Origin of the sequence: Varibaculum cambriense (assembly GCF_032557235.1) — a bacterium.
Taxonomy (GTDB): domain Bacteria; phylum Actinomycetota; class Actinomycetes; order Actinomycetales; family Actinomycetaceae; genus Varibaculum; species Varibaculum cambriense_C.
Genome location: NZ_JAWGMB010000006.1, coordinates 92,618 through 117,216, shown reverse-complemented (window position 1 = coordinate 117,216; position 24,599 = coordinate 92,618). Strand labels below are relative to the sequence as shown.

The following is a 24,599-nucleotide window of genomic DNA, read 5'->3' as shown; positions in this document are numbered from 1 at the left end:
CTTTAATCCCCCTCGATTCCTAAATCTGTCAAATCTAGTGCCGCCAGATATTTCCAGCCAGCTTGATTAACCTTTTGCTTCGCAACATCACCGCGATCTACCACTACCGCCACGCAGAGCACTTTAGCGCCTGCTTTTTCTGCTGCTTGAGCTGCTTGAATAGGAGAGCCGCCGGTAGTGGAAGTATCTTCCACGATTACCACCTGTTTGCCCGCAATATCTGGGCCTTCAATCTGGCGTCCCATTCCGTGATCTTTAGCTTCTTTACGAACCACAAACGCATCAATATCGAGTCCGCGCGAAGCCGCCGCTTGCATAATCGCGAAGGCCACCGGATCGGCACCCATGGTCAGCCCGCCGACTGCGTCAATATCCTCTGGCAGAAATCCTGCTTCCTCTAGCAGGTCAAGTAACACATGCCCAATCAGCACCGAAGCCTCATGATGCAAAGTTGAACGCCGCAAATCAATATAGAATGAGGATTTTTTGCCACTGGCCAACGTGAAATCGCCGTATTTAACAGATAGCTCTTTGATTAAGGAAACCAAACGAGCCTTTTGAGAATCATTAGCGGTCATGACATTCAGTTTATCGGTTTTGTAACCGATATGGTTAGCACATGAGGATTGCAACTTGGAACGTTAATTCCATTCGCGCCCGATATGAGCGGGTAAGCGCATTTTTAGAGCGAGAAAACATTGATGTTTTGGCGATACAAGAAACCAAATGTCGCCCCGAACAGTTTCCTTATGAACCTTTTACCGCTGCCGGATACGAGGTCGCGGTGCATGGAGCGAACCAGTGGAATGGGGTGGCGATTATTTCTCGGGTGGGTCTTAAGGACGTGCAACGGGATTTCCCCTGCCAACCCGCCTACGGCAATCCGGGGAAAGAACCGGTAGTGGAGCCGCGCGCAATCAGCGCCACTTGTGGCGGGGTGCAAGTCTTTTCCCTCTATGTTCCCAATGGGCGGGAGCTTTCTCACCCTCACTACCGCTATAAGCTCTCCTGGCTGGCGCGGCTCCGCGAATATGCGTCCTCGCTGTTAGAGGTGGATTCCCAGGCAGAAATAACGCTGATGGGTGACTGGAATATCGCCCCCTTTGACCAGGACGTATGGGATATGGAGGTGTTTGCCGGCTCCACTCACGTGTCTAGGCAGGAGCGGGAAGCATTTTTTGCCTTCGCAGATGCCGGTTTCACCGAAGTTACCCGTGACCTGTTTGATCAGTACACTTATTGGGACTATAAGCAGCTGCGTTTCCCGCGAAATGAGGGGATGCGGATTGATTTTGCCTATTGCTCTCCTGCCCTGGCAAAACGGGTCACGGGGGCGCAGTCTTTGCGCGAGGAGCGCAAAGGCAAAGGGGCATCTGACCATGTGCCGGTGATTTTAGAGGTGGCTCCCAAGATCCATTAAGCGGTTTGGGCTACTTCCCGCAGGGCGCGGTTTAACTTCGGCCATAGCTGCTTGTGGAGGGCGCCGAAAGGCTCTTGCCCTAAAAAGACTGCTCCCAGACGCGAGGTAGGGTCAATCCATAGGAAAGATCCGGATTGCCCAAAATGACCGTAAGTATCCTCGCTGGAGTCAGGCAGCGTCCAGTGCGGGTCTTTGGCGCCGCGGATTTCACATCCTAATCCCCAGGCATTGTCGCGGTGAAAGCCATAGCCAGGCACTACCCCAGGTAGCTGCTTCCCATCACTGCGCGACCAGGCAGAAAACAGCCTTGGGGAGAGGAAACGCGGGCAGGCGGCCTCGATAGCAAATGCCAAGAGTTCCCGAAGGCTCCCGTACATTCCCCAGGCGGGCGATTCGGACAGTTGGCGTTCTATTCCCAGGGGTGAAAGTACCATTTCTTGGGCCCAGATAGAAAAAGGAATCCCGGAGCGCTGACTGAGTAGTTCACCAAGAATCTCATATCCAGAATTGGAATACACCCGGCGGCTACCGGTCGCGCGGGTAAACTCCCGTTTTTCATGACCCAGGCCGGCCCGGTGCGCGAGCAGGTCAGCAACACTTACCGGGCGGGACTCGCTTACTCCTGGTAGCTGTGGCAGAGGCTCGCTCAAGTCGAGGACACCGTTTTCTACCGCCCCCAAAATAGTGCGGGAAGTTACCAGCTTGGTGACCGACATCCAAGGATAGACTTTATCCTGGTCGCCCCAGCTTCCAAGCAGCTGACAGCTCCCTGGCAAAGTTGCAGATTTAAAGGAAAAAAGCGCGCAGGAAACCGGAAAAGGAAATTGCGTTAAAACCGCAGCTACTTGCTCAGAAGCCATCCCCACGAGTTCCTAGAAGGGACGGGCAGCCATAACTGCGGTAAGTGCAGCCACCGCTTCACGCGGCACGACGCCAACATCCGCCAAAGTGTTGTATTCCTCGGTTTCGAGAACGCTGTTGATAACCAAGCGCCCCAGCAAGTCGATACTGAGAGCCTGGTTTTCTTGCGCGTACTCGAGGTCGCTGGCATTCAGGATGCCGGAACGAACAATCTTGTCCAGTATGTCCTCGGGCACGTCCGAAAGACCGTATTTCTCCATTTCTTGGGAGGAAAGGCTGATATATCCCTTTTCCAACAAATCTTCCAAGGTAAACCCAGCCACCTGTTCGATTGCAGCCATTGCCGAGGGGGTAGCAAAACCGCTGGACATGATGGCACGAAGTGCCTTGGGGTTGGAAAGATCGACCTGATTAATAATCAAGTTAGTGAGGGAACCGACCACATCTACCCCGTCCCTGTTGTAGAGCCACTGGATGTGTAGGCCGTACCATTCGGCCAGTAGGGAATGCGCCAGTGTCTTCGGATCGGCATCCTTGTTAATCAGATCGTCTGTTTGTAGCTGACTAAATGCACTAGTCAGCACACTTTGCAATCCCTCAAATCGGGCTGCGAAGTGATCATGGGCGGGGTGCACCTCATTAGAGGCTTCCACCGAAAGCATGCACTCCATTTCCACGATCGTGGGGTTAGAGCTGAGTTCAGTAGAAAGTTCAGTGAAGGCGTTGAACACTTCGAAAGGCTGCATATGCCGCATAGCCTGCACGTGGAAGTTAGAGCGATCCTCGTAGCGTTCAATAACCGCCATGAGTAGGGCTTCTTTGGATGGGAAGTGATAGATAACCCCGGGATGGGAAATACCAACACGGCGAGCCACATCGCGCATAGATAGCCCGTGGTAGCCAACTTCCGCAATCATGTCTACGGTTGCGTCAAGTATGGCTTCGCGTCGAGCTACGCCACCGGCGTAAGGCCCGCGCTCCCCGCTCTTGTGTGCTGGTTTGGGCACCTGGGCATCCCCCTCCCTTTTGCCTACCGCCTATTATCTTTTCTATATCTGGGCACAAAAAACCCAAGCTCTAACTAGGATACAGTTTTTCCCCTCAAACCACCTAACAAATCGACTAGATTTCTTAAGCGAATTACATAAACGAAGATCATATTAAGACTTTATTTACTTGTTCTAATAAAAGCAGCTACACATCTCATATAATGCTCGGCGTTTAGTAAAGCGATCGTAAAAAGCAGCGCCAGGGATCTTCACCCCCGGCGCCACTTTGCTGACACTGTGTCACTAACTTAGCTGAAGATGAAACCTTCCCGCCGGAACAGCCCGCTGTTGCGGCATCGTTACCTTGATAACTGAACCATCCTCCCATTTTCCGGCCAACAGTCCTTGCGCTAGTTGGTCACCGATTTCGCTTTGAATTAGCCGGCGCAACGGACGTGCTCCGAATGCCGGGTCATAGCCCCGGTTAGACAGCCAATTCTTCGCGTCCTCGCTAACCTCCAACTGCAAGCGTCGAGAAGCCAGCCGCTGCATGACCTGTGCCAGCTGCAAATCCACTATCTTAGCTAACTGGGTGCGGCTAAGGGGCTGAAAAATCAGAATCTCGTCCAACCGGTTCAAGAACTCGGGTCGGAAATTGGCATTGACCGCTTCTTTCACGAGGCGTTCTTTCTCGTCCGCGGCTATATCCGGCTGCGTCAAGTATTGCGAGCCCAAATTAGAGGTAAGCACTAAAATAGTGTTGCGAAAATCCACTACCCGGCCTTGCCCATCAGTAAGGCGGCCATCATCTAAGACCTGCAGCAACACATGGAAGATTTCTGGATGCGCCTTTTCCACTTCGTCGAGCAGAATTACCGAATAGGGACGCCGCCGCACTGCCTCGGTGAGCTGTCCGCCCTCTTCATACCCCACATATCCGGGAGGGGCTCCGATTAGGCGTGATACCGAGTGTTTTTCTCCGTATTCGCTCATATCGATGCGCACCATAGCGGTGGGGTCATCAAAGAGGAAGGCCGCTAAGGACTTGGCAAGCTCAGTCTTCCCCACCCCGGTTGGCCCGAGGAACAGGAATGAGCCAGTGGGACGGTTGGGGTCAGAAACCCCTGCCCGCGAGCGCCGCACCGCATCTGCAACCGCTTGTACTGCCTGCTCTTGGCCGATTAACCGTTTCCCGATTTCCGCTTCCATATGCAGCAGTTTGTCGGTTTCGGTTTGCAGCATTTTACCGGTAGGGATCCCGGTCCAGGATTCTACGACTTCGGCGACTTCGGTAGGGCCGACTTTTTCTACCACCATGGCTTGGGAGTCATCGCTTTCCTGTTCCTGCTTTTCGGCAGCGGCAATCGCGGCCTGAATTTGCGGGATTTCTCCGTTCTGCAGCCGTCCAGCGCTTTCCCAATCTCCACTACGCATTGCCCGCTCTAGCTGGGTATTTAGCTTATCTAGTTGGGCACGCAGATCCCCCACTTTATTGCGAGAGGCTTTTTCGGATTCCCAACGCACATTTAGTTCATCCAAGACCTGTTGTTCTTTGGCGATTTCCGCGCGCAAATCTGCTAGGCGGGCTTTGCTCTGCTCGTCTAAGCCTTCGCCCTCAGAGTCCGCCAGGTAGGCTTCTTCCATTTTCAGCCGGTCTACCTGACGCCGCTTTTCATCTACCTCTACTGGGCTGGAATCCAGCTCCATCCGCAGACGGGAAGCGGCCTCGTCAATCAGGTCTATGGCTTTATCCGGTAGGTTGCGGTCGGTGATATAACGATCCGAAAGTTTCGCCGCCGCCACCAACGCCCCATCGGTAATCGTGACTTTGTGGTGCGCTTCGTACTTGGGGGCAATGCCCCGCAGAATCGCTACCGTATCTTCTACCGAGGGTTCGGCTACGAAAACCTGTTGGAAGCGACGTTCTAGGGCGGGATCTTTCTCGATGTTTTGTCGATACTCGTCCAGGGTGGTAGCTCCCACCATCCGTAGTTCGCCGCGCGCGAGCATGGGTTTAATCATGTTGCCGGCGTCCATCGCACCCTCGGAGCCACCCCCAGCCCCTACTACCGTATGCAGCTCGTCGATAAAAGTGACGACTTCTCCGCCGGCGTTCTTGATTTCTTCGAGGACGGCCTTGAGTCGTTCTTCAAACTCGCCGCGGTATTTGGCGCCCGCTACCATCGCCCCTAAATCTAGGCTAATCAGTTTCTTGTTTTGCAAAGACTGGGGAACGTCTCCGGCTACAATCCGCTGCGCTAGACCCTCTACCACTGCGGTTTTACCTACCCCGGCCTCTCCGATTAGTACCGGGTTGTTTTTGGTGCGCCGCGAGAGCACTTGGATTACGCGCCGAATTTCTTTATCCCGTCCGATTACGGGATCGAGTTTGCCGCTGCGGGCTACTTCCGTCAGGTCACGACCATATTTTTCCAAGGCCTGGAAGGAAGCTTCCGGGTCTTGCGACGTGACCGGGTCTTTGCGAATCTCCTGGAGCTTTTCGCGCAGCGCTTTTACGCTCGCGCCTGCACTATTTAGCAGACGGCTAACGCCGGTCTCCCCTTCGGATTCATCGGCGAGGGCGATTAGTAGGTGTTCGGTAGATACGTATTCGTCGGTTAGCTCTCGCGCTAAATCTCCGGCTTTGTTAATAACCCGCCGCATAGCCAGGGAGGTTTGCACTTCCCCGACGGAACTGCCGGTGACGCTAGGCAGTTTTCCCAGCATTCGATGCAAGGGCGCGTTAATCTGCTGAGTGCGATTTGGCACTACTGCCTCCAGAAGCGCAAAGGCTATTGAATCAGTTTGCCCCAGCAATGCATTTAAGAGATGTTCTGGCTCTACCTGGGGATTTTTATTGGCCTGCGCGGTTTGTACCGCATCCCCTAAGGCAGCTTGTGATTTAACAGTAAGTTTTGTTTCCATTTGTTTCCTCCCGTATTCCCATCCGGGTGGGATGGGGTGTTGCTATTTAGTCCAACACCCCGAAAGTTGAGTTTATTCCACTCAACTTTATATTTTTTGGTTTATCCCGCTTAATAACGGTATTTTCTACCTCTAAAATAAGCAGAGGAAACCCGAGACAAACCCGCCTAAGCACCTGACCAAGGGAACTCTGGTAGCAGGCAAGAAAAGGTAAACCTTAAGACGAGAGACTACCGATAGTAGGAGTTATTGATTAACGCTTTACGGTTATCCCGACCGCGTTTGACCGTCCAGATTATTCCCCAAATCAACAAGCCGATGCCAGTAAAGCCGATAATCGTGGGCACCACGAAAGCCGCAATCAGTGGAGCGAAGGAAAGGTTAGGAAGAATAGAAATTGAAGAGATAGTAGCTTCTTTGTCACCGATGGGCTCGCATTTAATCTTCAAGGTTCCTTGAGAATTAAGATTGTAGATAAAGATGTGTTGCGCGTCGTTATCCGGGTCGGAGGCAAAACCAGCAACTACAGAATCATCCCCGGATAGAGACTCAATCTTGTCTCCGTTAAAAGTAGCGTCACAGCGCACATTGCCGCCGTTAGAGGCTTCCACAATCAGCAGTGAAGTTCCCTGATAGTCCGCAGTTCGGGTGATAGAGGTAACCCCCTGATGGGTCTCCGTATTGGAATCTATTTGCAGACCAGCAACCACTATCATAACGACGAAGACTATCGGCGCTACCACCAGCATCAACACGATCCCTAGCACCAAAACAGTGATTGGCACAGCGCGAGATTTTGGAGTTTTCGGCGCAGTCGCCGAATCGTCACCTAGGCCGGAAAAACTGCCCGGTCCCATACCTTCCGGTCCGCCTGATTGCGGCATCGTCGAGGGTCCGTGCCAAGAATCGTTCCTACCATAACCAGGGGGAACCGGAAATTTTCGTTGCGGCTCCGAGAAAGACGGAGGCTGAGAAGATTCTTCCCCAGAGCTCGGAGATGAACCATTTGCTCCCCCAAAACTGGCATTACTCTCACCGCTAGCTCCATCTATTCTGGGCATTTGCCCCGCAGAAGAGGCAGGCCGAGAGGAGGCCGGCGCACCACCTTGTCGCTGCGCGGCAGGGGTGCCAGAATGCAGCTCGCCATTTAATACCCATTGTTCCTGTTCGCTAGAGTGCGCGCCGTACCTGTTAGGGGTTTCGCCCATAGTTCCTCCCGTTGCTTAGCCTGAGCCCTATTGTAAGCGTTAGCCTCAATTTTCGCCCCAAATAATCATTTGTCCTGGCAGATAGGGGACGAGTTCCTGCCCTCGCGCCACCCGCGAGAGCGGGAATTTAGTAAGTGGAGATACCTCACCGGTGGGGGCAGCGGAAAACACCCGTCCGCGCCCTCGTTCATAAACAGCCAATCGCTGACGCAAACGTTGATTTTCTGCGGCTAAGCGAGCAGCGGCGCGTCGCAATTCCAGCACCCGTTTAATGCCCGCCAGGTTAATGCCTTCTTCTTGGGACAGACGCTGTATTTCTCGCAGTTCTGCGATATCTTCGGCGCTATAACGCCGCCCCCTACCCTTGGTGCGCTTAGGGATAACCAGCCCGATGCGGTCATATTGCCGCAGAGTTTGCGGATGCATCCCCGCCAGCTCTGCGGCTACCGAAATCACATACAGGGTTTCCATCGATCGAGCCCTTAGCTTTTCTCAAGGCCCAAACGAGGATCGAAATCCGGGTGATCGGCTCGGATTGCTTCCCCTAACTGATGGGCAATATCAACTACCCGGCTAGAAGGTTTGCGCGGGTTGACTATCCGGACGGTAGCCACCACATCTAACCCGTCCAAACCTTTCCCGCGCAAACGCAGTTTAGTGCCCGAATCAGCCCCGGCAGGAATCTTAATAGTTGCTGTTTTACCTCCGAGCAGGGGCACTTTCACCGTGGCACCTGCCAGAGCTTCTGCTGCAGTCACCGGCAGGTGCATTTGCAAAGACTTCCCATCGAAGGAATACACCGGATCCGGTTTTACATGCACCGTTACTACCAGGTCACCATTTCCAGCTGGCCCCGGTCGCCCTTTCCCGCGCAGACGCAGCTTCTTACCATCACGGATCTTGCCGGGAATGCGCACGGTCATACTCTTACCATCCACCGTCAACTTCATGGTGCTCCCGGCGATAGCGGTACGAAAATCTAAGGTGACTTCCGCGGCCAAATCTTGACCTTTACCCCCACCGGGAAAGCCGCCAGACCCTGCGCCGAAGGAACCGGGTGCCCCATAGCTGGCGCGCCCCCCTGACGAAAACAGAGAACTAAACATGGAGCCGAGGTCGCCTTCTCCCAGGTTAAACCTAGCGGAGCCGGCCCCGGGAGCGGTTCCGCCCCCAAACATAGCGCCTAATACGTCTTCGAAGCCTCCGGCCCCACCACGACCTGAAGCGGGGCCGGCGCTGAAACGGGCACCACCGCCCGCCATAGCGCGAATCGCGTCATACTGCCGCTTTTGCTCCGGGTCAGACAGCACCTGATATGCCTCCCCGATCGCCTTAAACTTTTCTTCGGCAGCTTTATCGCCGGGGTTTTGATCGGGATGGTATTTACGTGCCAGCTTCCGGTAAGCCTTCTTAATGGCTAACTGATCTGCTTTTTTTGACACCCCTAGGGTGCCGTAAAAATCTTTGCCTATCCAATCTTGTCCAGCCATGAATGCTCACCTCCTTAATCCCTAATCTGGGTTATTGACTATTACTTTCGTTGCCCGTAAAATATTTTCGCCCACTTTATACCCGGGCTGGAGTACCTGGGCGATACTGGGTTCGCCCTCCCCACCACTTTGCGCCATCAGGGCTTCATGCACGTTCGGGTCGAATTCCTCCCCAACGCTGCCGTAGCGAGTTAGCCCAAAGTTGGTTTCCAGGGTATTTTCCAGTTTCTTCGCAATGGCTTCAAAAGGACCTTCCAAATCCCCGGCATCACGCGCTGCTTGCACATCGTCAAGGACGCCCAGCAATACCTGCAATACCGCTTTTTGCCCTTCGCTATGATGAGCCGACATATCGCTCTTACTGCGCTTAACATACCCGGAGTATTCCTGCTGTAAGTTATAGGTTTCCGCTCTTGCGCGCGCCAGCTGTTCGGTAAGCTCTGCCACCTGGGCTTTAAGCTGATCAATCTCCGCAGTAGTCTGCGAATCCGCTTCGGTTTCTGCCGGCACGCTATTTTCCCCTTCAGCGGGTGCCGGGGCATCGACGATATCTTCTCCCAGGCGTGCAGCGAGGTCAACGAAAGCCGCATTTTCATCCGGTTCTTCGTCTTTCTCCACGGCGTCACTGCCTACAGGCGCCGATTCCTTGGAGGCATCCAAGTCCTTCTCAGCGCCCTTTTCTGGCTTTGAATTAGCGGAGCTAGTATCTGGCGCCGGGGAAGCTTCCACCTGATCATCTTGGCCGTTAGTGGTTGCTTCCGGCGTACCTGTTGTACCTGTTGGTTGTGCTTGATCTGACTGCGAGGCGGCAGAATCCGCTGGTTTTTCTGGCTCTGGTTCCGAAGTGGGATGCAATGGGTCTTTCACCTTGATCTTTATCCTCCGTTTCCCATTGTGCTGATCCAAATTCTTACCTCCTGTCCAGGGGCGCCCGCTTTCGCGAGCGCCCCAGACAGTTTGAGACGAAACAGTTACTTGTTTTCGTCCTCTTCGTCGACTACTTCCGCATCGATTACGTCATCTTCTGCCCCAGCGCCAGCATCCTCAGCACCGGAAGCTCCAGATTCTGCCTGGCTTTGTGCGGCTTCTGCCTGGGTCTGCGCATAGAGGGTTTCCCCGATCTTCTGCGACTTGGTGTTCAGCTCTTCCATCGCTGCCTTCACGGCCTCGATATCTTCGCCCTCCAAAGCCTGCTTAACCTTGTCGGATGCTTCCCGCACCTCTTTAGCGATTTCCTCGGGCAGCTTCTCGGCGTTATCTTTTAGCAGTTTCTCGATTGAGTAAACCGTCTGTTCCGCCGAGTTACGCAAATCGGCTTCTTCACGCCGTTTCTCGTCCTCTTCTGCGTGCGCTTCGGCCTCTTTAACCATGCGGTCGATCTCTTCTTTCGAAAGCGCCGACCCCCCAGAAATAGTCATGGACTGTTCCTTATTGGTGTTTTGGTCTTTCGCCGATACGTGCACAATCCCGTTGGTGTCGATATCGAAAGTAACTTCGATCCGGGGAACCCCCATCGGTGCCGGTAGAATCCCAGTCAGTTGGAAGGTGCCCAGTGATTTGTTATCGCGAGTAAAGGTACGTTCCCCTTGGAATACCTGGATTAGCACCGAATCCTGGTTATCTTCCGCAGTGGAGAAGATTTCCGAATGCTTGGTGGGAATCGCGCTATTGCGTTTAATCAGGGTAGTCATTACCCCACCCTTGGTTTCGATTCCTAGCGACAAGGGAGTCACGTCAATTAGGAGGACGTCACTGCGATCTCCCTGAATAATACCAGTTTGCAGAGCGGCACCAGTGGCTACCACTTCATCGGGGTTAACCGACTTATTGGCTTCTTTCCCACCGGTCAAGGTCTTTACCATCTCGGCTACTGCCGGCATCCGGGTAGAGCCACCCACCAGCACCACGTGGTCAATATCAGATACGTGGATCTTGGCATCCGCGATTACCTGCTCGAAGGGCTTGCGGGTGCGTTCTAGCAGATCCTGGGTCATTTCTTCGAAGTGAGCGCGAGTGAGGCGTTCATCTAGGTGTACCGGACCAGACTCGGCCATCGACAGGTACTGCAAAGAAATCTGAGTAGAGGTCGCCGAAGATAGTTCCTTCTTGGCTTGCTCGGCGGCATCACGCAGGCGCTGAATCGCGATCTTGTCGTTTGACAGATCCACCCCGGTATTAGTTTTCACCGTACCGATTAGCCAATCCACGATCCGCTGATCCCAGTCGTCACCACCGAGGCGGTTATCACCGTTGGTCGCACGCACTTCGATAGTGGAAAAGCCGTCCTCATCTTTCATGACTTCCAGCAGGGAAACGTCGAAAGTACCACCACCAAGGTCGAACACCAGGATGGATTCGTCTTTTTCACTCTTTTCCAACCCGTATGCTAGAGCGGCGGCGGTGGGCTCGTTTACCAGACGCAGTACGTTTAGTCCCGCAATTTTACCGGCGTCTTTGGTGGCCTGACGCTGCGCATCGTTGAAGTAGGCCGGCACGGTGATTACCGCGTCCTGTACCGAGTCCCCTAAGTACTCTTCAGCATCTTTCTTCAGCTTGCCCAAAATGAAAGCGCTAATCTGCTGGGGGTTGTATTCTTTGTCGTCAATTTTTACTTTCCAGGAGCTGTCTCCCATATGACGCTTCACGGAGGCGATGGTGCGATCTACGTTAGTTACCGCCTGCCGTTTGGCAACTTCGCCCACCAGAACTTCCCCGGCCTTAGAGAATGCCACCACCGAGGGGGTGGTGCGCTGACCTTCCGCATTGGCGACAATAGTGGGTTGCCCACCTTCTAGAACCGCAATCGCGGAGTTGGTGGTACCCAAGTCAATACCTACTGCACGTGCCATGAATTTTCCTTCCTAAGAATGTATCTAGTTGGTCTTACTAGCTCTAGGTTCTGACGGCTGATGCCCGATACTGTCAGTCTTGGCGCCTTCCGATCAGATTCCATAAACCTTGAGCCTTACGCACTCAAGGTTACCAAATACTGACGAAGTATCAAGCTAAACCTTCAAAACTTGAGTCTAATTAACTCAACTTTAAACAGGCAGTTTTTATTCCCCTATTTCTAAACATTTTTAAGAACAGCCTTTAAAAGTGCGCGCGAACTGGGATTTTACCCTGAACAAAACCGGTTATGGAAAAAGATTTCCCATAACTTAGCCCGCTAAGGTCAAGTTACTTCCCAAATTGCGCTGGGAGCGTATATCTTTTCTAGGTAGGAGCCTTCCGCACAGTAAAGGAGAAATCATGGCAGTAGAACTGGTTGAAGAGTTTAGTGACGAACTCGTAGAGGCATTTTCTCGGCTCCTCCCCCAGCTTTCCCAGTCTGCCAAGCAGCTAAGCCCTCAGCAGATAAAAGAATTCTGCGTCCAAGAGGGGGTTTACCTGTTGCTCTTTCGCTCCGAAGAGGGAGAAATCTTAGGGATGCTCTCCTTAGCAACCTTCAAAATCCCTACCGGTAAGCGGGCCTGGATCGAGGACGTGGTGGTAGATTCAGCTGCCCGCGGTCAGGGAGCGGGGCAAAAACTAGTAGAGGCAGCAGTGCGCCACGCCAAAAAGGTCGGAGCTAAAACGGTGGATCTCACCTCCCGCCCCTCGCGCGAAGCCGCCAACCGGCTATATCGGCGCTGCGGATTTAAACAACGCGAAACCAACGTTTACCGTTACGCGGGATAGTTTAGTCTCCCCTTGTATCTGCACAAACATATAGCTACTAAAACTCAAAGCCGTGAGTACGCCGGCAAAGTTTACCCTGCGATGCAAGATAAAACACATTAACAAGTTTGGTAACCATATTTGCTGATAAACCCATTTTATTTTGGTTTTTCCCCAAAGCCACCACGGCGTAAAGCGTGAGTTAGCTAGCAATGTTGCCCAAAGAGAGTAGGGATCAGGTAACAATAGGGGCAAAAGCAGTCGAGAAATAAGGAACGATTACATGAGTGTCCTGTCCATTCCCAGCGTAGGACTTTCCACCGGATATCAGATTCCGCAATTTGGTTTTGGAACTTACAAAATTGCCCCGGAAGATTGCGTAGATGCAGTTAAATACGCTTTAGATCTCGGCATTCGCCATATCGATACCGCGCAGATGTATCACAATGAAGCAGAAGTGGGACGTGCTATTGAAGAGTCCGGGATTCCCCGCGACGAAATTTTCTTGACCACCAAGCTCAATAACGACAAGCATCTGCCCGAAGACGCCCGGAAGTCTTTCCGACAGAGCCTGGAAGATCTACGCACCGACTATGTGGATCTATTTTTGATTCACTGGCCGCTTCCCACTCTCTACGGTGGAGATTTCGTGCAGACCTGGCGCACTCTACTGGAGTTCCAGTTCGATAAGACCGCCCGTACTGTGGGGGTTTCTAACTTCCAGATCAACCACTTGGAGCGTTTGATCGCGGAGACGGGAGTAACCCCGGCTGTCAACCAGGTAGAGATTCACCCCCAGTTTGCCAATAACGAGCTGCGGGCTTTCCATAGTCAGCACCAGATCGTGACCGAAGCCTGGTCGCCACTAGCTCGCGGCAATGTTTTAGGGGAAGAAAAAGTACTGGCGGCAGCCAAGCGCCTCGGGAAAACGCCTGCCCAGATAGTACTGCGTTGGGGTATTGAACGCGGAGACGTCCTCTTCCCCAAGTCGGTTCACCCCGACCGGATTAAAGAAAACCTGGATATTTTTGATTTCCAACTAGATGACCAGGCTAAAGCCGATCTGGATTCTTTAGATAAGGGCGAGGCGGGACGCTCCGGTTCCCACCCCGACACCATGGATCGCCTCTAACCCTCCGTATCTGCAGCGACAAGCAGCAATTACTGTCAAAACCCGGGAATAGCTTGGTGCGGTGGTAAATGCGAGTATTACCGCAGAGGCAAGCTCTTACGGTTGGTGCGGTAAAAGCGCTCGGGGCTCTGGTGAGCCTTGCTGCGCTCGGCTCAAGTCGCCCTCTCGCATCTTTTACCACGCCAACCACGATTACTAACGCAGCTTAGGGGTTATTCAATCCCAGCAGTGGGCGGGGGTTAGATTTTATCCGAGTAGGTGCGGTGGGCATAAGATTTCGGGGAAAGACCGAAGTCTTTCCCCGAAATCTTGGGCGGGAGGAAAAATCTAGCCCCCGCGTTAATACAGGCTAGTTTTCGCGATTGGCGTGGTAGTAGTTGATCAGGGCTTTAGTAGAAGGATCTTGTTGTTCCAAGACCTCTTTATCACCGGCGATTGCCGGAGTGAGCGCCTTGGCAAGCTGTTTACCCAGTTCTACGCCCCACTGGTCGAAACTGTTAATCCCCCACACTACCCCTTGGGTAAAGGTGATGTGTTCATAGAGGGCGATCAGCTGTCCCAGTACCGCCGGTGTTAGCCGCGGCGCCATGATCGAGGTAGACGGCTTGTTTCCGGGGAATACCCGGGCAGGGACGATAGGTTCCGCAGTACCTTCGGCACGTACCTGATCAGCGGTTTTACCGAAAGCTAGCGCCTGGGTTTGGGCAAAGAAATTACCTAGGAATAGCTCGTGCTGATCATTGTCTCCATCTTTGAGCGGCCAGGTGGGGTTGGCGAAAGCGATAAAATCGGCGGGAATCATTTGGGTGCCCTGGTGAATCAGCTGGTAAAAAGCATGTTGCCCGTTAGTGCCGGGCTCTCCCCAGAAGATTTCGCCAGTATCATAGGTTACCGCTGCCCCATCCCAGCGGACGGCCTTACCATTGGATTCCATAGTTAGTTGCTGGAGGTAGGCCGGGAACCGGTGCAGATATTGCGAATAGGGCAAGACCGCGTGGGTAGGAGCGTGCAAGAAGTTGCGGTACCACACGTTGATGAGTCCCATCAGAATCGGAACATTCTCGCTGAGCGGAGCCGTCCGGAAATGCTCGTCCATCGCGTACATACCGGATAGAAAATCGGAGAATCCTTCTTTACCGATCGCGACAGCCAGGGCGGTGCCAACTGCGGAATCTACCGAGTAACGTCCTCCTACCCAATTCCAAAAACCAAAGGCGTTATCTGGATCAATACCAAATTCGGCTACCGCCTCCAGGTTAGTAGACACTGCCACGAAATGCTTGGACACTGCCTGCCGGGAATCCTCATCAGTAGGCTGCGATCCACTATCTTTGCCTTCCCAGATTCCGCGTGCAGCCAGCTGGTCTAATAGCCAACTGCGGGCACCGCGGGCATTGGTGAGGGTTTCCAAAGTGGTGAAAGTCTTGGAGGCCACGATAAACAAGGTGGTTTCGGGATCCAAGTCCTTCACTTTTTCGCATAGATCCGTAGGATCAATATTGGATACGAAGCGGCATTCAAGTCCGGTTTTAACATAGGGAAGCAACGCTTCGTAGGCCATCGCCGGCCCTAAATCCGAACCTCCGATTCCGATATTCACCACGGTAGTGATGGGTTTTCCAGTAATTCCGAGCCAGGCTCCACTGCGCACTTTTTCCGCAAAAGCATAAACCCGCTCTAAAACGGCGGCTACATCGGCGCTAACGTCCTGCCCATCAACTTCGAGTTTCTCTTTCCCAGGACGCCGCAGCGCGGTATGGAGTACCGCACGATCCTCGGTGGTATTAATATGTTCCCCTGCGAACATGGCATCACGATGAGCCTCGACTTTGGTTTGTGCCGCCAGGCGTGCCAGTGCCTCCAATATGGGAGCGGTTACCAAGTTCTTTGACAAGTCAACCCGCAAATTCGCGGCGGTAAAACTAAGCTGTTCGGCGCGGTCTGGTTGTTGTTCAAACCAACCGGCAAGATCCGGTTGGAACGATTCGGCAAGATTAGTTAACTCTTGCCACGCCTGGGTAGTACTGGGGTCAATCGGAGCGCCCATGTTTTCTCCTGTTCGAATTGGTATAGGTTATAGGTCGGTTATCGGCAATGGTCGGACTGCAATATCCCATTCATCACGGGAAACGACCGAGATAATATCAACCAGTGGCAACCACCATTGGCTGAGGGGGCGACGCACCTCGGGATCAACCTTTTGCTGCATTTGCAGCAGCGGGAAAGACTCAATCCCCTCTGCTGACAGCCCCACCCCCAAGGGCTCGCTGCGATTTTGCGCGAATTGCTCGCTGAGCTCCTGAATCGCTGCCCGCACCAGGCGAGTAGCTAAGATGCGGTCAAAGGGCGAAGGCTCTCCCCCTTGCTGCAAGTGCCCCAGAGCCGAGTGGCGTACATCGAACATCCCTTGCGATTCTTGGGCAAACACGGAGGCTATGAATTCTCGATCATATCTGCCTCCGGCCTCTTCATTATGTAGTACCAGGCACAGGCGGCGACCGTCACGGAAAGAATCCCGCATCATTTTCACATCGTTCGCTAGATCTTGCAGGTCATATGGGAATTCATCAAGGTAGACTAACTCCGCCCCCGCGGCGATACCGGACATTAAGGATAGGTATCCGCAGTGCCGCCCCATCGCATCAGCTACGAAACAACGCCGAGAAGCTGCCGCAGATTCTCGGATACGATCTAACGCCCAGACCGCATTATTGAGGGCAGAATCTGCGCCGATAGAAAGCTCAGATCCCGGCAAGTTATTGTCGATTGATGCCGGAATGCAAATCATCGGAATATTAAACGCCGGGTAGCGGGAGGTTTCCTGCCGCATCTGATTGATCGACAGGTAGGCGTTGTAGCCACCGATTACGATTAGGGCGTCAATGCGCTGCTCTTCCAGAGCTCGCCCTATTGCGTAGTATTCTTCTACCCGAGGAATGGGGCGCAAAGTCCCAAGTTCCGCTCCTCCATCAAAGCCCCAGCCTTCAACATCTTCCCAAGCTAGCTGCTTAACCTTTCCAGACATGAGCCCTTCAAAGGAACCGTAGATTCCCAGCATTTCAAACCCACAGTCTATGCCTTGACGCACTGCGGCTCGAGCAGCGGTATTCATTCCGGGAGCAAGTCCGCCTACGTGCATAATGGCTACCCGCCGGGCATTATCGGGTAGTTCGTCTTGCTGGGGCGGAGTAGACATTACTTCATTAATGGCCAGCATTTCGCTGAATGAACGTCCTCGCGCCTTAACTGCCTTTTCGTATTCTTGAGCTTTCGTAAACTTGGCAACCGCACGAGTATCGTTTACTGCTTTCATCAAAGGCAAGCGGGCAACCCGGTTATTACGAGCCCCAATGATAACCGGCTCGGAATCTTGGTCTTGGTTTAGCACTTCATACACTGCCGCATACCCCAGGGCAGTGGGCATCCACCGATCATAGGCTGAGGGCGTGCCCCCGCGCTGTACATGCCCCAAGATAGTCAGATGCGGACGCTCTCCGGTTTCTTGCTCGAGGGCATCGCACACATCGTTTGCAGTAATAGGATTACCTTGATGATCGATAGCGCCTTCGGCCACCAACACGATGGATTCGCGCCTGCCTGCCTTGCGTCCAGCTTCCAGTTTTTTCGTCAGGATTTTCTGCCACCCTTGTTCAGGAGGAGCTTCGGGGATGAATACATAGTCGCAACCCCGGGCAACCGCACTCATCAGCGGTAGGTATCCGCAATGTCGTCCCATAACTTCTACTACGAAAGTGCGGCGGTGGGAGGCCGCGGTAGAGGAAAGTTCATCCAAAGCCGCCAGGATCCGCTGGAGGGCAGAATCGGTGCCTATGGTCATATCAAAGCCAACTAAATCATTGTCGATAGAACCAACCAGGCCGGCTACCCGCAACTTTTCATGTCCAGCTACCTGTTCGGGGGTTAGTTCCCCTAATTGCACCAGTTCTTCTAGGAGGCTAGGCCATTCTTCTTGAAACTCGTTAGTACCCGCTAGCGAGCCGTCTCCCCCAATAGAAATCAGGCGATCTATACCGTTTAAAACCAGGTTTTTAGCGGCTTTGCGCAGTCCAGAACGTTCGCGAAACTCTTTACAGCGGGCAGTCCCAATGACTGTGCCCCCCTTATTGAGCACACTAGATACATCTGACCATCCCATCGGTTTGATCATCTCACCGCCGGTAACAGCTCCCTGCCAACCTTCAAGGATCGCATAGGGCTGCGCACCCATTTTTAAAGCGGTCCGCACGACCGCCCGTACCGCAGCATTCATCCCCTGGGCATCCCCACCCGAGGTTAAGACTCCTAAACGCTTCGGTTCGGCTTGCGTGGAGTGACCCATTATTCCTCCTCTGGAAGGCTGGTACCTAGGCGCTTCCCCTGGCAACCAGCGTCATCATTTTGTCAACTTCTTTCGGATCTGGGGCAGTGATCTTTTCGCCAGATAAGAATTTGCCGAGCGCCTGGGCGTAAAGCTGCCCGCTTACTTCGGGATTAAAATCGATAGAGGTAAGTGGCGGGTTGAAGAGTTGACCTTCGGGGGCATTACCTACCCCGATAACGGCACAATCATTGGGAACCATGCGTCCACACATCCTAAGCGCCTGGATAACCTCCATCGCCAGGAAATCGTTATGGCAAATAAACCCGTCAACCCCGGGATTCTTTGAAAACAGCTGCACTAACTCTCCGGAAAGATTGGGAGAATTGTATTCGGTAGTCAGCATAGTGGGCGTGGGACAACCTCCGAAAATACACCCTTGCAGCACTCCGGCATATCGTAACTGGTTTAGGTTTTCTAGCAAGGGGTCAGAGGAACACAGGTACACCAAGTTGCGATGACCTGAGGAGACCATTCGGGATGCCATCGCCCGTCCGGAGGCACCATATAGCGCTGCCACCACCGGATACGCCGGAGAGTCAGTAGCAAAAATTGCTGGCTCGACCTGTACTCCCAGGCTTTGCAACTGTTTATTTTGCTCTTTACTAAAGGGAACCAGTGGCAAAATCGGGCCAATTAGCTTTGCACTGTCCGCCAAAGCATCAACATCGAGCTTATCGGTCTCTATCTGGACAGGGATTAAGTCAAATCCCATCTTGGCGGTTTCAAAGGCGGTGCGTATCGCCATGCTAAGTAACGGAGAATCATACGGCATCGGAGGGCTCACGAACAGAAAACGCTTCGCTTGTGTCTTAGCATTCTTCGCCACTGTGACCCCCTTCTGTCGACGCCAATTCTGCTAGGTTACTGAGCATCTAACTCACTACTCAATACTAGCCTATTTCTTGGTATCGACCAGACGAAAAAGGTCGGGGCGGACGCTTCTTCTTCGCGTCCGCCCCCGAATAGACCGACCGGATCTGAGATTTCCAGGTTCGAGTCACCTGTTAAAACCTTTAGGTCAGCCGGGTTTTAGGTTAGGCATCTTGTTCTAGACGCTTAGCCAGGTTCTCAACCAACACATTCATGAAGCCATCGGTATCCAACCAGGGATGGTCCTCATCGATCAGGCGAGCTAGGTCTTTGGTCATTTGCCCGCCTTCAACAGTAGAGACAATTACATCCTCTAAGGTCTGCGCGAAGTGAGAAACCTCGGGAGTATTGTCTAGATTGCCGCGATGAGCCAGACCGCGGGTCCATGCATAGATAGAGGCAATCGGGTTGGTGGAGGTTTTTTCTCCCCGCTGCCAACGGCGATAGTGTCGAGTTACCGTACCGTGTGCTGCTTCGGCCTCGACAGTGCGCCCATCGGGAGTCATGAGTACCGAAGTCATCAGCCCTAGGGAACCGAAACCTTGCGCTACGGTATCGGATTGCACATCACCGTCATAGTTCTTACAGGCCCAAATATATCCGCCTTCCCATTTAAGGGAAGAAGCCACCATGTCATCAATCAAGCGGTGTTCATAGTGCAGGCCGGCTTCCTCGTATTGCTCTTTGAATTCGCCGTCATAGACGTCGGCGAAAATATCCTTAAACTGCCCGTCATAGGCCTTCAAAATCGTATTCTTGGTAGACAGGTAAACCGGGTATCCCCGCAGCAGGCCATAACGGAAACAAGCGCGAGCGAAATCTTTGATGGAGTCATTGAAGTTGTACATACCCATGGCAACTCCCCCACCTTCGGGGTATTCAACAATGGTATGTTCTATAGGCTCGGATCCATCTTTCGGTTGGAAGGTAATGGTTAGGCTCCCGGCACCGGGGATTTTGAAATCAGTGGCCTTGTATTGGTCACCGAAGGCGTGTCGGGCAACCACAATCGGCTTTGTCCATCCACCCACCAGGCGCGGCACATTGCTCATAATAATGGGTTCGCGGAAAATAACCCCGCCGAGAATGTTGCGGATAGTACCATTGGGCGATTTCCACATTTTCTTGAGCCCAAACTCTTCCACCCGCGCCTCATCCGGGGTGATAGTTGCACATTTAACCCCGACGCCGTGTTCTTTAATCGCATTGGCGGCATCAATCGTGACCTGGTCTCCGGTGGCATCTCGGTTCTCTACGCTGAGGTCGTAGTAACGAAGATCCACATCCAGATAGGGAAGGATTAGTTCGTTACGGATTTTTTGCCAAATAATGCGGGTCATTTCATCGCCGTCTAGTTCAACGACTGGGCCGGCTACTTTGATCTTTGCCATGAATAACTCCAAAGCTAGTAGTTTTAAGTCCTTGGTCTTAACTTTACTCGATATCGAGATAAATTAGCAATGGCTGGCGGTGTGACCGGAGAGGCGAAGTCTGCGGTTATCCGCCTCAAACATTGTTCCCCCGCAAGATTCTGCGTGATGGTAAATCCTACTCACGCGGTAGCTTCGTACCTTAAATTAGCTATATGCAGATTCAGATTGGCAAAACCCCTGTTTCCAGGCCTCGGCCACTTATCTGGCTAGAGGCCGGACTGGGCGGGTCTATGCGTAGCTGGAACCTGACTTTCCCGATTCTTAGCCGTGCTTTTTACTGCGCTCGCTCAACCCGCTCCCCGATTTTGCACCCCGAAGAGGGGGCGGAAGTGACTTGGCAAAGCCTAGTGGCGGAGATGAGAGCGGGCGGAGAAGAAATTGCTCGCCACCTGGGCGCCACTTTTGAACATCCACTACCCATGGTACTGGTGGGGCACTCCTATGGGGCAATGCTGGTACGAGTTTGGGCGGCACAAATATTAAAGTCCCCCACTTCCTCCCGGGTGCAGCCAGTTGGAATCGTACAGATAGACCCCTCTTTCGAGGGAAACAACGAGGGCGCCAGTCCTCTCTATCAAAAGCTGGAGCAAAAGATCCTCGCCTGGATTTACCGCGGAGCCGCCCGCGAGCAACCTTCCTTTTACTTGGCTTGGCAAGATCTCCAAGAGATTGATTTACTGGATCGTCAGCTCCCTCAATTGGTGATTTCTGCTGCCCACCACCGCAATAGCAACACCTGGCAGGGACTGACTTCCTTTGCTCGCGCGATCGATGCCCGCTTGGTGCGCGCCGATTCTTCCCGCCATCACCTGCAACTATTCGATCCGGTAACCGTGGCCAGTCAGATCATAGACTTTGCGAGGCAAATCAACGTTCAAACAAAAAGCACAGATAACTAGCTAAGACTTCTGGAAGCCACCAACGGCTATAGAGAAAAACTTAAGGGCGGGGACGCTCGAAATCTGCGTCCCCGCCCAAAAGATACTACCACCTGCGCTTAGTCGGCGCCATTAAGAGTCTCGGCATTGCCCTCGATCTGGCGAGAGCCACGCTGCACCGCAATCTTGCGAGGCTTAGCTTCCTCTGCCACCGGGATAACCAGCTTGAGCACCCCGTCCACATACTCGGCCTCAACTTGGTCAAGAGCCACTCCATTACCCAAGGTGAGCTGGCGAGCGAAAGTACCGAAGGGACGCTCATGAGTCAGCCACTGGGCACCGGTGATTTCGGGGGATTTGCGCTCGGCACGAATAGTGAGAGTGCGATCCTCGATATCGATGTCTACGCTGGCCGGATCCACCCCCGGCAAATCGAAAAGGGCAATAAACTTTTCTCCATCACGATACAGATCCAAAGGCATAGCTGCCCGGGAAGGCCCTTGGCGCATCGCGTCATCAAAAATCGCTTCCATCTGACGGAAGGGATCATACCTGCGAACCATGATTACTCCTTACCCCCGCGAAGTGGCGGGAAATCTTCTTACCGAGATTCTCTCGGCCTCACGGATCCCATTCTGGCACTCTCCATACCCTAGTGCTAGCCAATTATTCTGAAGGCGAAAAGTTAAGTCTAATAGACTCAACTTTTAATTATCTCCCCCAAAGCCCTCCCCCTATTCCCCGATTTTCCCGTTGAACAGCCAATATGTATTACTATCCGCAACCGCCAGTGACAGTAACCCAAAACGCCGCCCCAAAGACGCCCTAAAACCAGTCGTTACTGAGAAAATAGGAATATGAGCACGCGATACCTACCTTTATTTGTCTACGGCACCTTGAAACTCGGTTCTCGCGGCTTTGGCTCCAGTCTGAAAGCCGTGGTGACCGAATTCGGCCCGGCCTATCTGCGGGAAGCCTCCCTATATATTGGGGCGTCCTATCCGATGGCGATCCGCTCCATCGGCGGTACCGGCATTGTGGGGCAAGTACTCCTGATCGAACAGCGTTTATTTGAAGAAACCCTAGAAGAACTCGACGAATACGAAGGATACCTAGGGGAAGGCGACCCCAATAATATGTACACCCGGCAAATCGTGCGGGTAGAGGTATTCCCCGACAAAGACAGCACCTGGGAAGGTCCCACCCAAGAAGTGCAGGCCTATGTTTATATGGCTACTGCGGACTCCTTCCGCGACCATCGCGATGAACTGGTGCTCTCCCCCAGCGGAGATTGGGATAACCACGAGGAAGAATGGGAAGAGCTCTCCCCCGCCCTCGAAGACACGCAAGACCCCAATATCGATGAGCGTTTCAGCGACGATGAGGACGAGCTAGACCGCTAAAGCCGAGCTGGCCACTACTTAGCGCCCGTACCCCCTGCAACCAAGGATTGCTGATACTTCATCATCACTTGCTGCTGTAAGTTTTGCGCCGCCAGGAACCAACGTCCCTCATCTTCTTGCCACGCCATAATTTGCAGCGGAGTGCCCTGCTTATCCTTAATCAAAACCGCCTTTGCTCCGCCGGCATCTGCCTTAGTTTCTGGGGAGAACCTCAGATCTGCTAACTTCACCGAGGGCGACTGCTCAGACTGTGCAAAGGTTTTCTCAACTGCCTGCGTGCACTGCTTGAGGCTATTTTCATCGGTTTTTTGGCTAATCGCTTGTACCAATTGCCCCCGAGCCTCCTCAGAACTTAAAGCACAAATAGTTTGCGCATCCTTTTCTAGCAGCGCCCCGTAATAAGCTTTTGCTCCTTCCTGGGGAGAGGGGGCGCCCGCGGGAGTAAAAATCTTTTGCCAAACGCCACTGGCGTACAGCGCAATCCCCATAGCGGCCACTATTGCCACTATCCCCAATGTCCAGGAAATAACGGTGCGCGAACGGGAATGAGTTTTCTCAATTTGACCGGTCTTCTTCAGGGCAATCTGATCAACATCAAAGGCAGTACCCGAACTGGAGTCCCCGAGCTCTTCGCGGTCAACGTGTCCGCCAACCTGATTTCCCCAAACCCGCTTACTCCCTTCGCTGCCAACTTCAGGATCTACCTCATCTTTCGCTGCCCTGCCGCCAGCTAGCGGCAAAATTTCAGGAATCTGAAACTCTTCGTCAGCGCTACCCTCGCCCTCGGTAACTAGATCCTCGCCCGGGCAGTCCGTATCATCCTCGGCGTCGCCCTCTCCGCTCGTAGCGGTTTCCTCCGGCGGTTCCTGCTTGTCTGTCTGCTCATCCTCACCGGGGGTATCTAGCTGCGAGCTATGCTCCTTCTTAGCAGCAGGGAGGGTAGCATTTTTCTGACCTTTCTCTGAGGGTGAAAGGTCAGCCTTACTTAAGGAACTGATATCTGCAGCATCATCGCTATGCTCAGCGGTTCCTTCTTCATTTTGTCGGTTAGCCATAGGGTGATCCTACCGGGAAAACCAGCTTAGATGCTCATTGAATTAACATAAACGCTGGCTTGGAGAAGCATCATCCGATATCCTGAAAGCAGGTCACTAAAGATCAGGAATACAAAAATTGCTGGTTATAGGCCGTTGAAAGCATAACGTTACCAACCAAGTAGGGATAGGAATAATGGCAAATAGCAAACAAGATAAGAAGACCCCGACCGTAGTACCCACCACTGAAGAAGCCAAAGAGCTAATCCCTGCAAATAACGTTGCCGAGGATCAGGGACAGGGACTAACGACCGTTGCCGACCAGGTAGTTGCCAAAGTTGCTGGTCTGGCCATAAAAGAGATCCCCGGAGTGTACGATCTGGGCAACTCCGCCGCCCGCGCCCTGGGGGCTTTGCGTTCCAAAGTCGGAGCCTCCGAAAGCATTACCCAGGGTATTTCGGTAGAAATCGGGCAGACTCAAACGGCACTGGACGTAGTGCTGATTGTGGAGTACCCCTACCCGGTACACGAAGTAGCCGATAAAGTCCGGGAAGCTATTTTCTCGGCTATCGAGGGACTAGTAGGACTAGAAGTTACCGAAGTAAACATCAAGGTTACGGATGTGCACGTACCGGACGATGACGACAATGAAGAAGACGAAGACAAGAAGGATAAAAAGGATCTGAAGTAACCGTCACCGGAAAGGAAAATAATATGACCACCATAGCTGGTATTTTTTGTGGTGCTTTTCTGGCATATATGGCCGTAGCTCACGGATTCTTTGGTTTCTTAGTCGCCATCCTGTTTATGGCCATCGGGGCGGTATTAGGCAGGGCTGCTTCGGGAAAGCTAGATCTGAAAGGCGTGGGTGAAGCCCTAATCGGCAAGCACACTACCACCTCCGATTAAGAAGGA

General features: G+C 53.1%; 22 protein-coding genes. 7 read left to right on the top strand and 15 right to left on the bottom strand.

Annotation, left to right across the window (positions count from 1 at the left end):
* Nucleotides 1–2 precede the first annotated feature (2 nt).
* A complete protein-coding gene (pyrE, locus tag E6072_RS06255) occupies nucleotides 3–578 on the bottom strand; it encodes an orotate phosphoribosyltransferase (RefSeq protein WP_024059322.1) in 576 nt (191 codons plus the stop codon).
* A 41-nt stretch (nucleotides 579–619) separates the two neighbouring features.
* Here pyrE and E6072_RS06250 point away from each other — a divergent pair, with 41 nt between their 5' ends.
* Nucleotides 620–1,420: an exodeoxyribonuclease III gene (locus E6072_RS06250; RefSeq protein ID WP_316694497.1), complete on the top strand. Its 801-nt coding sequence runs from the start codon at nucleotides 620–622 to the stop codon at nucleotides 1,418–1,420.
* On the opposite strand, the gene E6072_RS06245 is transcribed toward E6072_RS06250, so the two are convergent.
* From E6072_RS06245 to dnaK, 8 genes are all read right to left on the bottom strand, one after another.
* Nucleotides 1,417–2,280, bottom strand: coding sequence for a serine hydrolase domain-containing protein (locus E6072_RS06245; protein ID WP_316694495.1), 864 nt, complete (start codon nucleotides 2,278–2,280; stop codon nucleotides 1,417–1,419). The genes E6072_RS06250 and E6072_RS06245 overlap by 4 nt on opposite strands.
* Nucleotides 2,281–2,292: 12 nt before the next feature.
* Nucleotides 2,293–3,288 carry a TetR/AcrR family transcriptional regulator gene (locus E6072_RS06240; protein ID WP_316694494.1) on the bottom strand — a complete coding sequence of 332 codons (996 nt, stop codon included), beginning with the start codon at nucleotides 3,286–3,288 and terminating at the stop codon, nucleotides 2,293–2,295.
* A 285-nt stretch (nucleotides 3,289–3,573) separates the two neighbouring features.
* Nucleotides 3,574–6,195, bottom strand: coding sequence for an ATP-dependent chaperone ClpB (gene clpB, locus E6072_RS06235; RefSeq protein WP_316694493.1), 2,622 nt, complete (start codon nucleotides 6,193–6,195; stop codon nucleotides 3,574–3,576).
* 230 nt (nucleotides 6,196–6,425) lie between these two features.
* A complete protein-coding gene (locus E6072_RS06230) occupies nucleotides 6,426–7,403 on the bottom strand; it encodes a hypothetical protein (RefSeq protein ID WP_316694492.1) in 978 nt (325 codons plus the stop codon).
* 45 nt (nucleotides 7,404–7,448) lie between these two features.
* Nucleotides 7,449–7,874 carry a heat shock protein transcriptional repressor HspR gene (locus tag E6072_RS06225; RefSeq protein WP_316694491.1) on the bottom strand — a complete coding sequence of 142 codons (426 nt, stop codon included), beginning with the start codon at nucleotides 7,872–7,874 and terminating at the stop codon, nucleotides 7,449–7,451.
* Nucleotides 7,875–7,885: 11 nt separating this feature from the next.
* On the bottom strand, nucleotides 7,886–8,893 hold the full coding sequence (locus E6072_RS06220; RefSeq protein ID WP_316694490.1) for a DnaJ C-terminal domain-containing protein: 1,008 nt from the start codon (nucleotides 8,891–8,893) through the stop codon (nucleotides 7,886–7,888).
* Nucleotides 8,894–8,914: 21 nt separating this feature from the next.
* Nucleotides 8,915–9,760, bottom strand: a complete 846-nt coding sequence (gene grpE / locus E6072_RS06215; protein ID WP_316694488.1) for a nucleotide exchange factor GrpE — start codon at nucleotides 9,758–9,760, stop codon at nucleotides 8,915–8,917.
* A 104-nt stretch (nucleotides 9,761–9,864) separates the two neighbouring features.
* Complete coding sequence (gene dnaK / locus E6072_RS06210; RefSeq protein ID WP_278609015.1) at nucleotides 9,865–11,742, bottom strand: molecular chaperone DnaK; 1,878 nt, start codon at nucleotides 11,740–11,742, stop codon at nucleotides 9,865–9,867.
* A 403-nt stretch (nucleotides 11,743–12,145) separates the two neighbouring features.
* Between dnaK and E6072_RS06205 the strand changes: the two genes are divergently transcribed.
* The gene (locus E6072_RS06205) at nucleotides 12,146–12,574 is read left to right on the top strand and encodes a GNAT family N-acetyltransferase (protein ID WP_316694487.1); all 429 of its coding nucleotides are present in this window, start codon (nucleotides 12,146–12,148) and stop codon (nucleotides 12,572–12,574) included.
* Nucleotides 12,575–12,836: 262 nt separating this feature from the next.
* Nucleotides 12,837–13,685: an aldo/keto reductase gene (locus E6072_RS06200; RefSeq protein WP_316694486.1), complete on the top strand. Its 849-nt coding sequence runs from the start codon at nucleotides 12,837–12,839 to the stop codon at nucleotides 13,683–13,685.
* A 349-nt stretch (nucleotides 13,686–14,034) separates the two neighbouring features.
* Here E6072_RS06200 and pgi read toward each other — a convergent pair whose 3' ends face one another.
* From pgi to E6072_RS06180, 4 genes are all read right to left on the bottom strand, one after another.
* Nucleotides 14,035–15,732, bottom strand: a complete 1,698-nt coding sequence (gene pgi / locus E6072_RS06195; RefSeq protein WP_316694484.1) for a glucose-6-phosphate isomerase — start codon at nucleotides 15,730–15,732, stop codon at nucleotides 14,035–14,037.
* Between the two features lie 27 nt (nucleotides 15,733–15,759).
* On the bottom strand, nucleotides 15,760–18,024 hold the full coding sequence (locus E6072_RS06190; RefSeq protein ID WP_316694482.1) for a 6-phosphofructokinase: 2,265 nt from the start codon (nucleotides 18,022–18,024) through the stop codon (nucleotides 15,760–15,762).
* 25 nt (nucleotides 18,025–18,049) lie between these two features.
* On the bottom strand, nucleotides 18,050–18,892 hold the full coding sequence (locus tag E6072_RS06185) for a substrate-binding domain-containing protein (protein WP_316694481.1): 843 nt from the start codon (nucleotides 18,890–18,892) through the stop codon (nucleotides 18,050–18,052).
* Nucleotides 18,893–19,100: 208 nt separating this feature from the next.
* On the bottom strand, nucleotides 19,101–20,327 hold the full coding sequence (locus tag E6072_RS06180; protein ID WP_316694480.1) for an NADP-dependent isocitrate dehydrogenase: 1,227 nt from the start codon (nucleotides 20,325–20,327) through the stop codon (nucleotides 19,101–19,103).
* Nucleotides 20,328–20,521: 194 nt separating this feature from the next.
* Here E6072_RS06180 and E6072_RS06175 point away from each other — a divergent pair, with 194 nt between their 5' ends.
* On the top strand, nucleotides 20,522–21,268 hold the full coding sequence (locus tag E6072_RS06175; protein ID WP_316694478.1) for a hypothetical protein: 747 nt from the start codon (nucleotides 20,522–20,524) through the stop codon (nucleotides 21,266–21,268).
* A 98-nt stretch (nucleotides 21,269–21,366) separates the two neighbouring features.
* Here the strand turns inward: E6072_RS06175 and E6072_RS06170 are convergent, their stop codons facing one another.
* Entirely contained in the window at nucleotides 21,367–21,810 is a 444-nt protein-coding gene (locus E6072_RS06170; RefSeq protein ID WP_316694477.1) for an Hsp20/alpha crystallin family protein, read from the bottom strand.
* A gap of 294 nt (nucleotides 21,811–22,104) precedes the next feature.
* On the opposite strand from E6072_RS06170, the gene E6072_RS06165 reads away from it, so the two are divergent.
* Nucleotides 22,105–22,650, top strand: coding sequence for a gamma-glutamylcyclotransferase family protein (locus tag E6072_RS06165; RefSeq protein WP_316694476.1), 546 nt, complete (start codon nucleotides 22,105–22,107; stop codon nucleotides 22,648–22,650).
* 14 nt (nucleotides 22,651–22,664) lie between these two features.
* Here E6072_RS06165 and E6072_RS06160 read toward each other — a convergent pair whose 3' ends face one another.
* Nucleotides 22,665–23,705, bottom strand: coding sequence for a hypothetical protein (locus tag E6072_RS06160; RefSeq protein ID WP_316694473.1), 1,041 nt, complete (start codon nucleotides 23,703–23,705; stop codon nucleotides 22,665–22,667).
* Between the two features lie 175 nt (nucleotides 23,706–23,880).
* Here E6072_RS06160 and E6072_RS06155 point away from each other — a divergent pair, with 175 nt between their 5' ends.
* Together E6072_RS06155 and E6072_RS06150 are read left to right on the top strand one after the other, a co-directional pair.
* On the top strand, nucleotides 23,881–24,375 hold the full coding sequence (locus tag E6072_RS06155) for an Asp23/Gls24 family envelope stress response protein (RefSeq protein WP_316694472.1): 495 nt from the start codon (nucleotides 23,881–23,883) through the stop codon (nucleotides 24,373–24,375).
* Between the two features lie 23 nt (nucleotides 24,376–24,398).
* Nucleotides 24,399–24,593, top strand: coding sequence for a hypothetical protein (locus E6072_RS06150; protein ID WP_024059343.1), 195 nt, complete (start codon nucleotides 24,399–24,401; stop codon nucleotides 24,591–24,593).
* Nucleotides 24,594–24,599 lie beyond the last annotated feature (6 nt).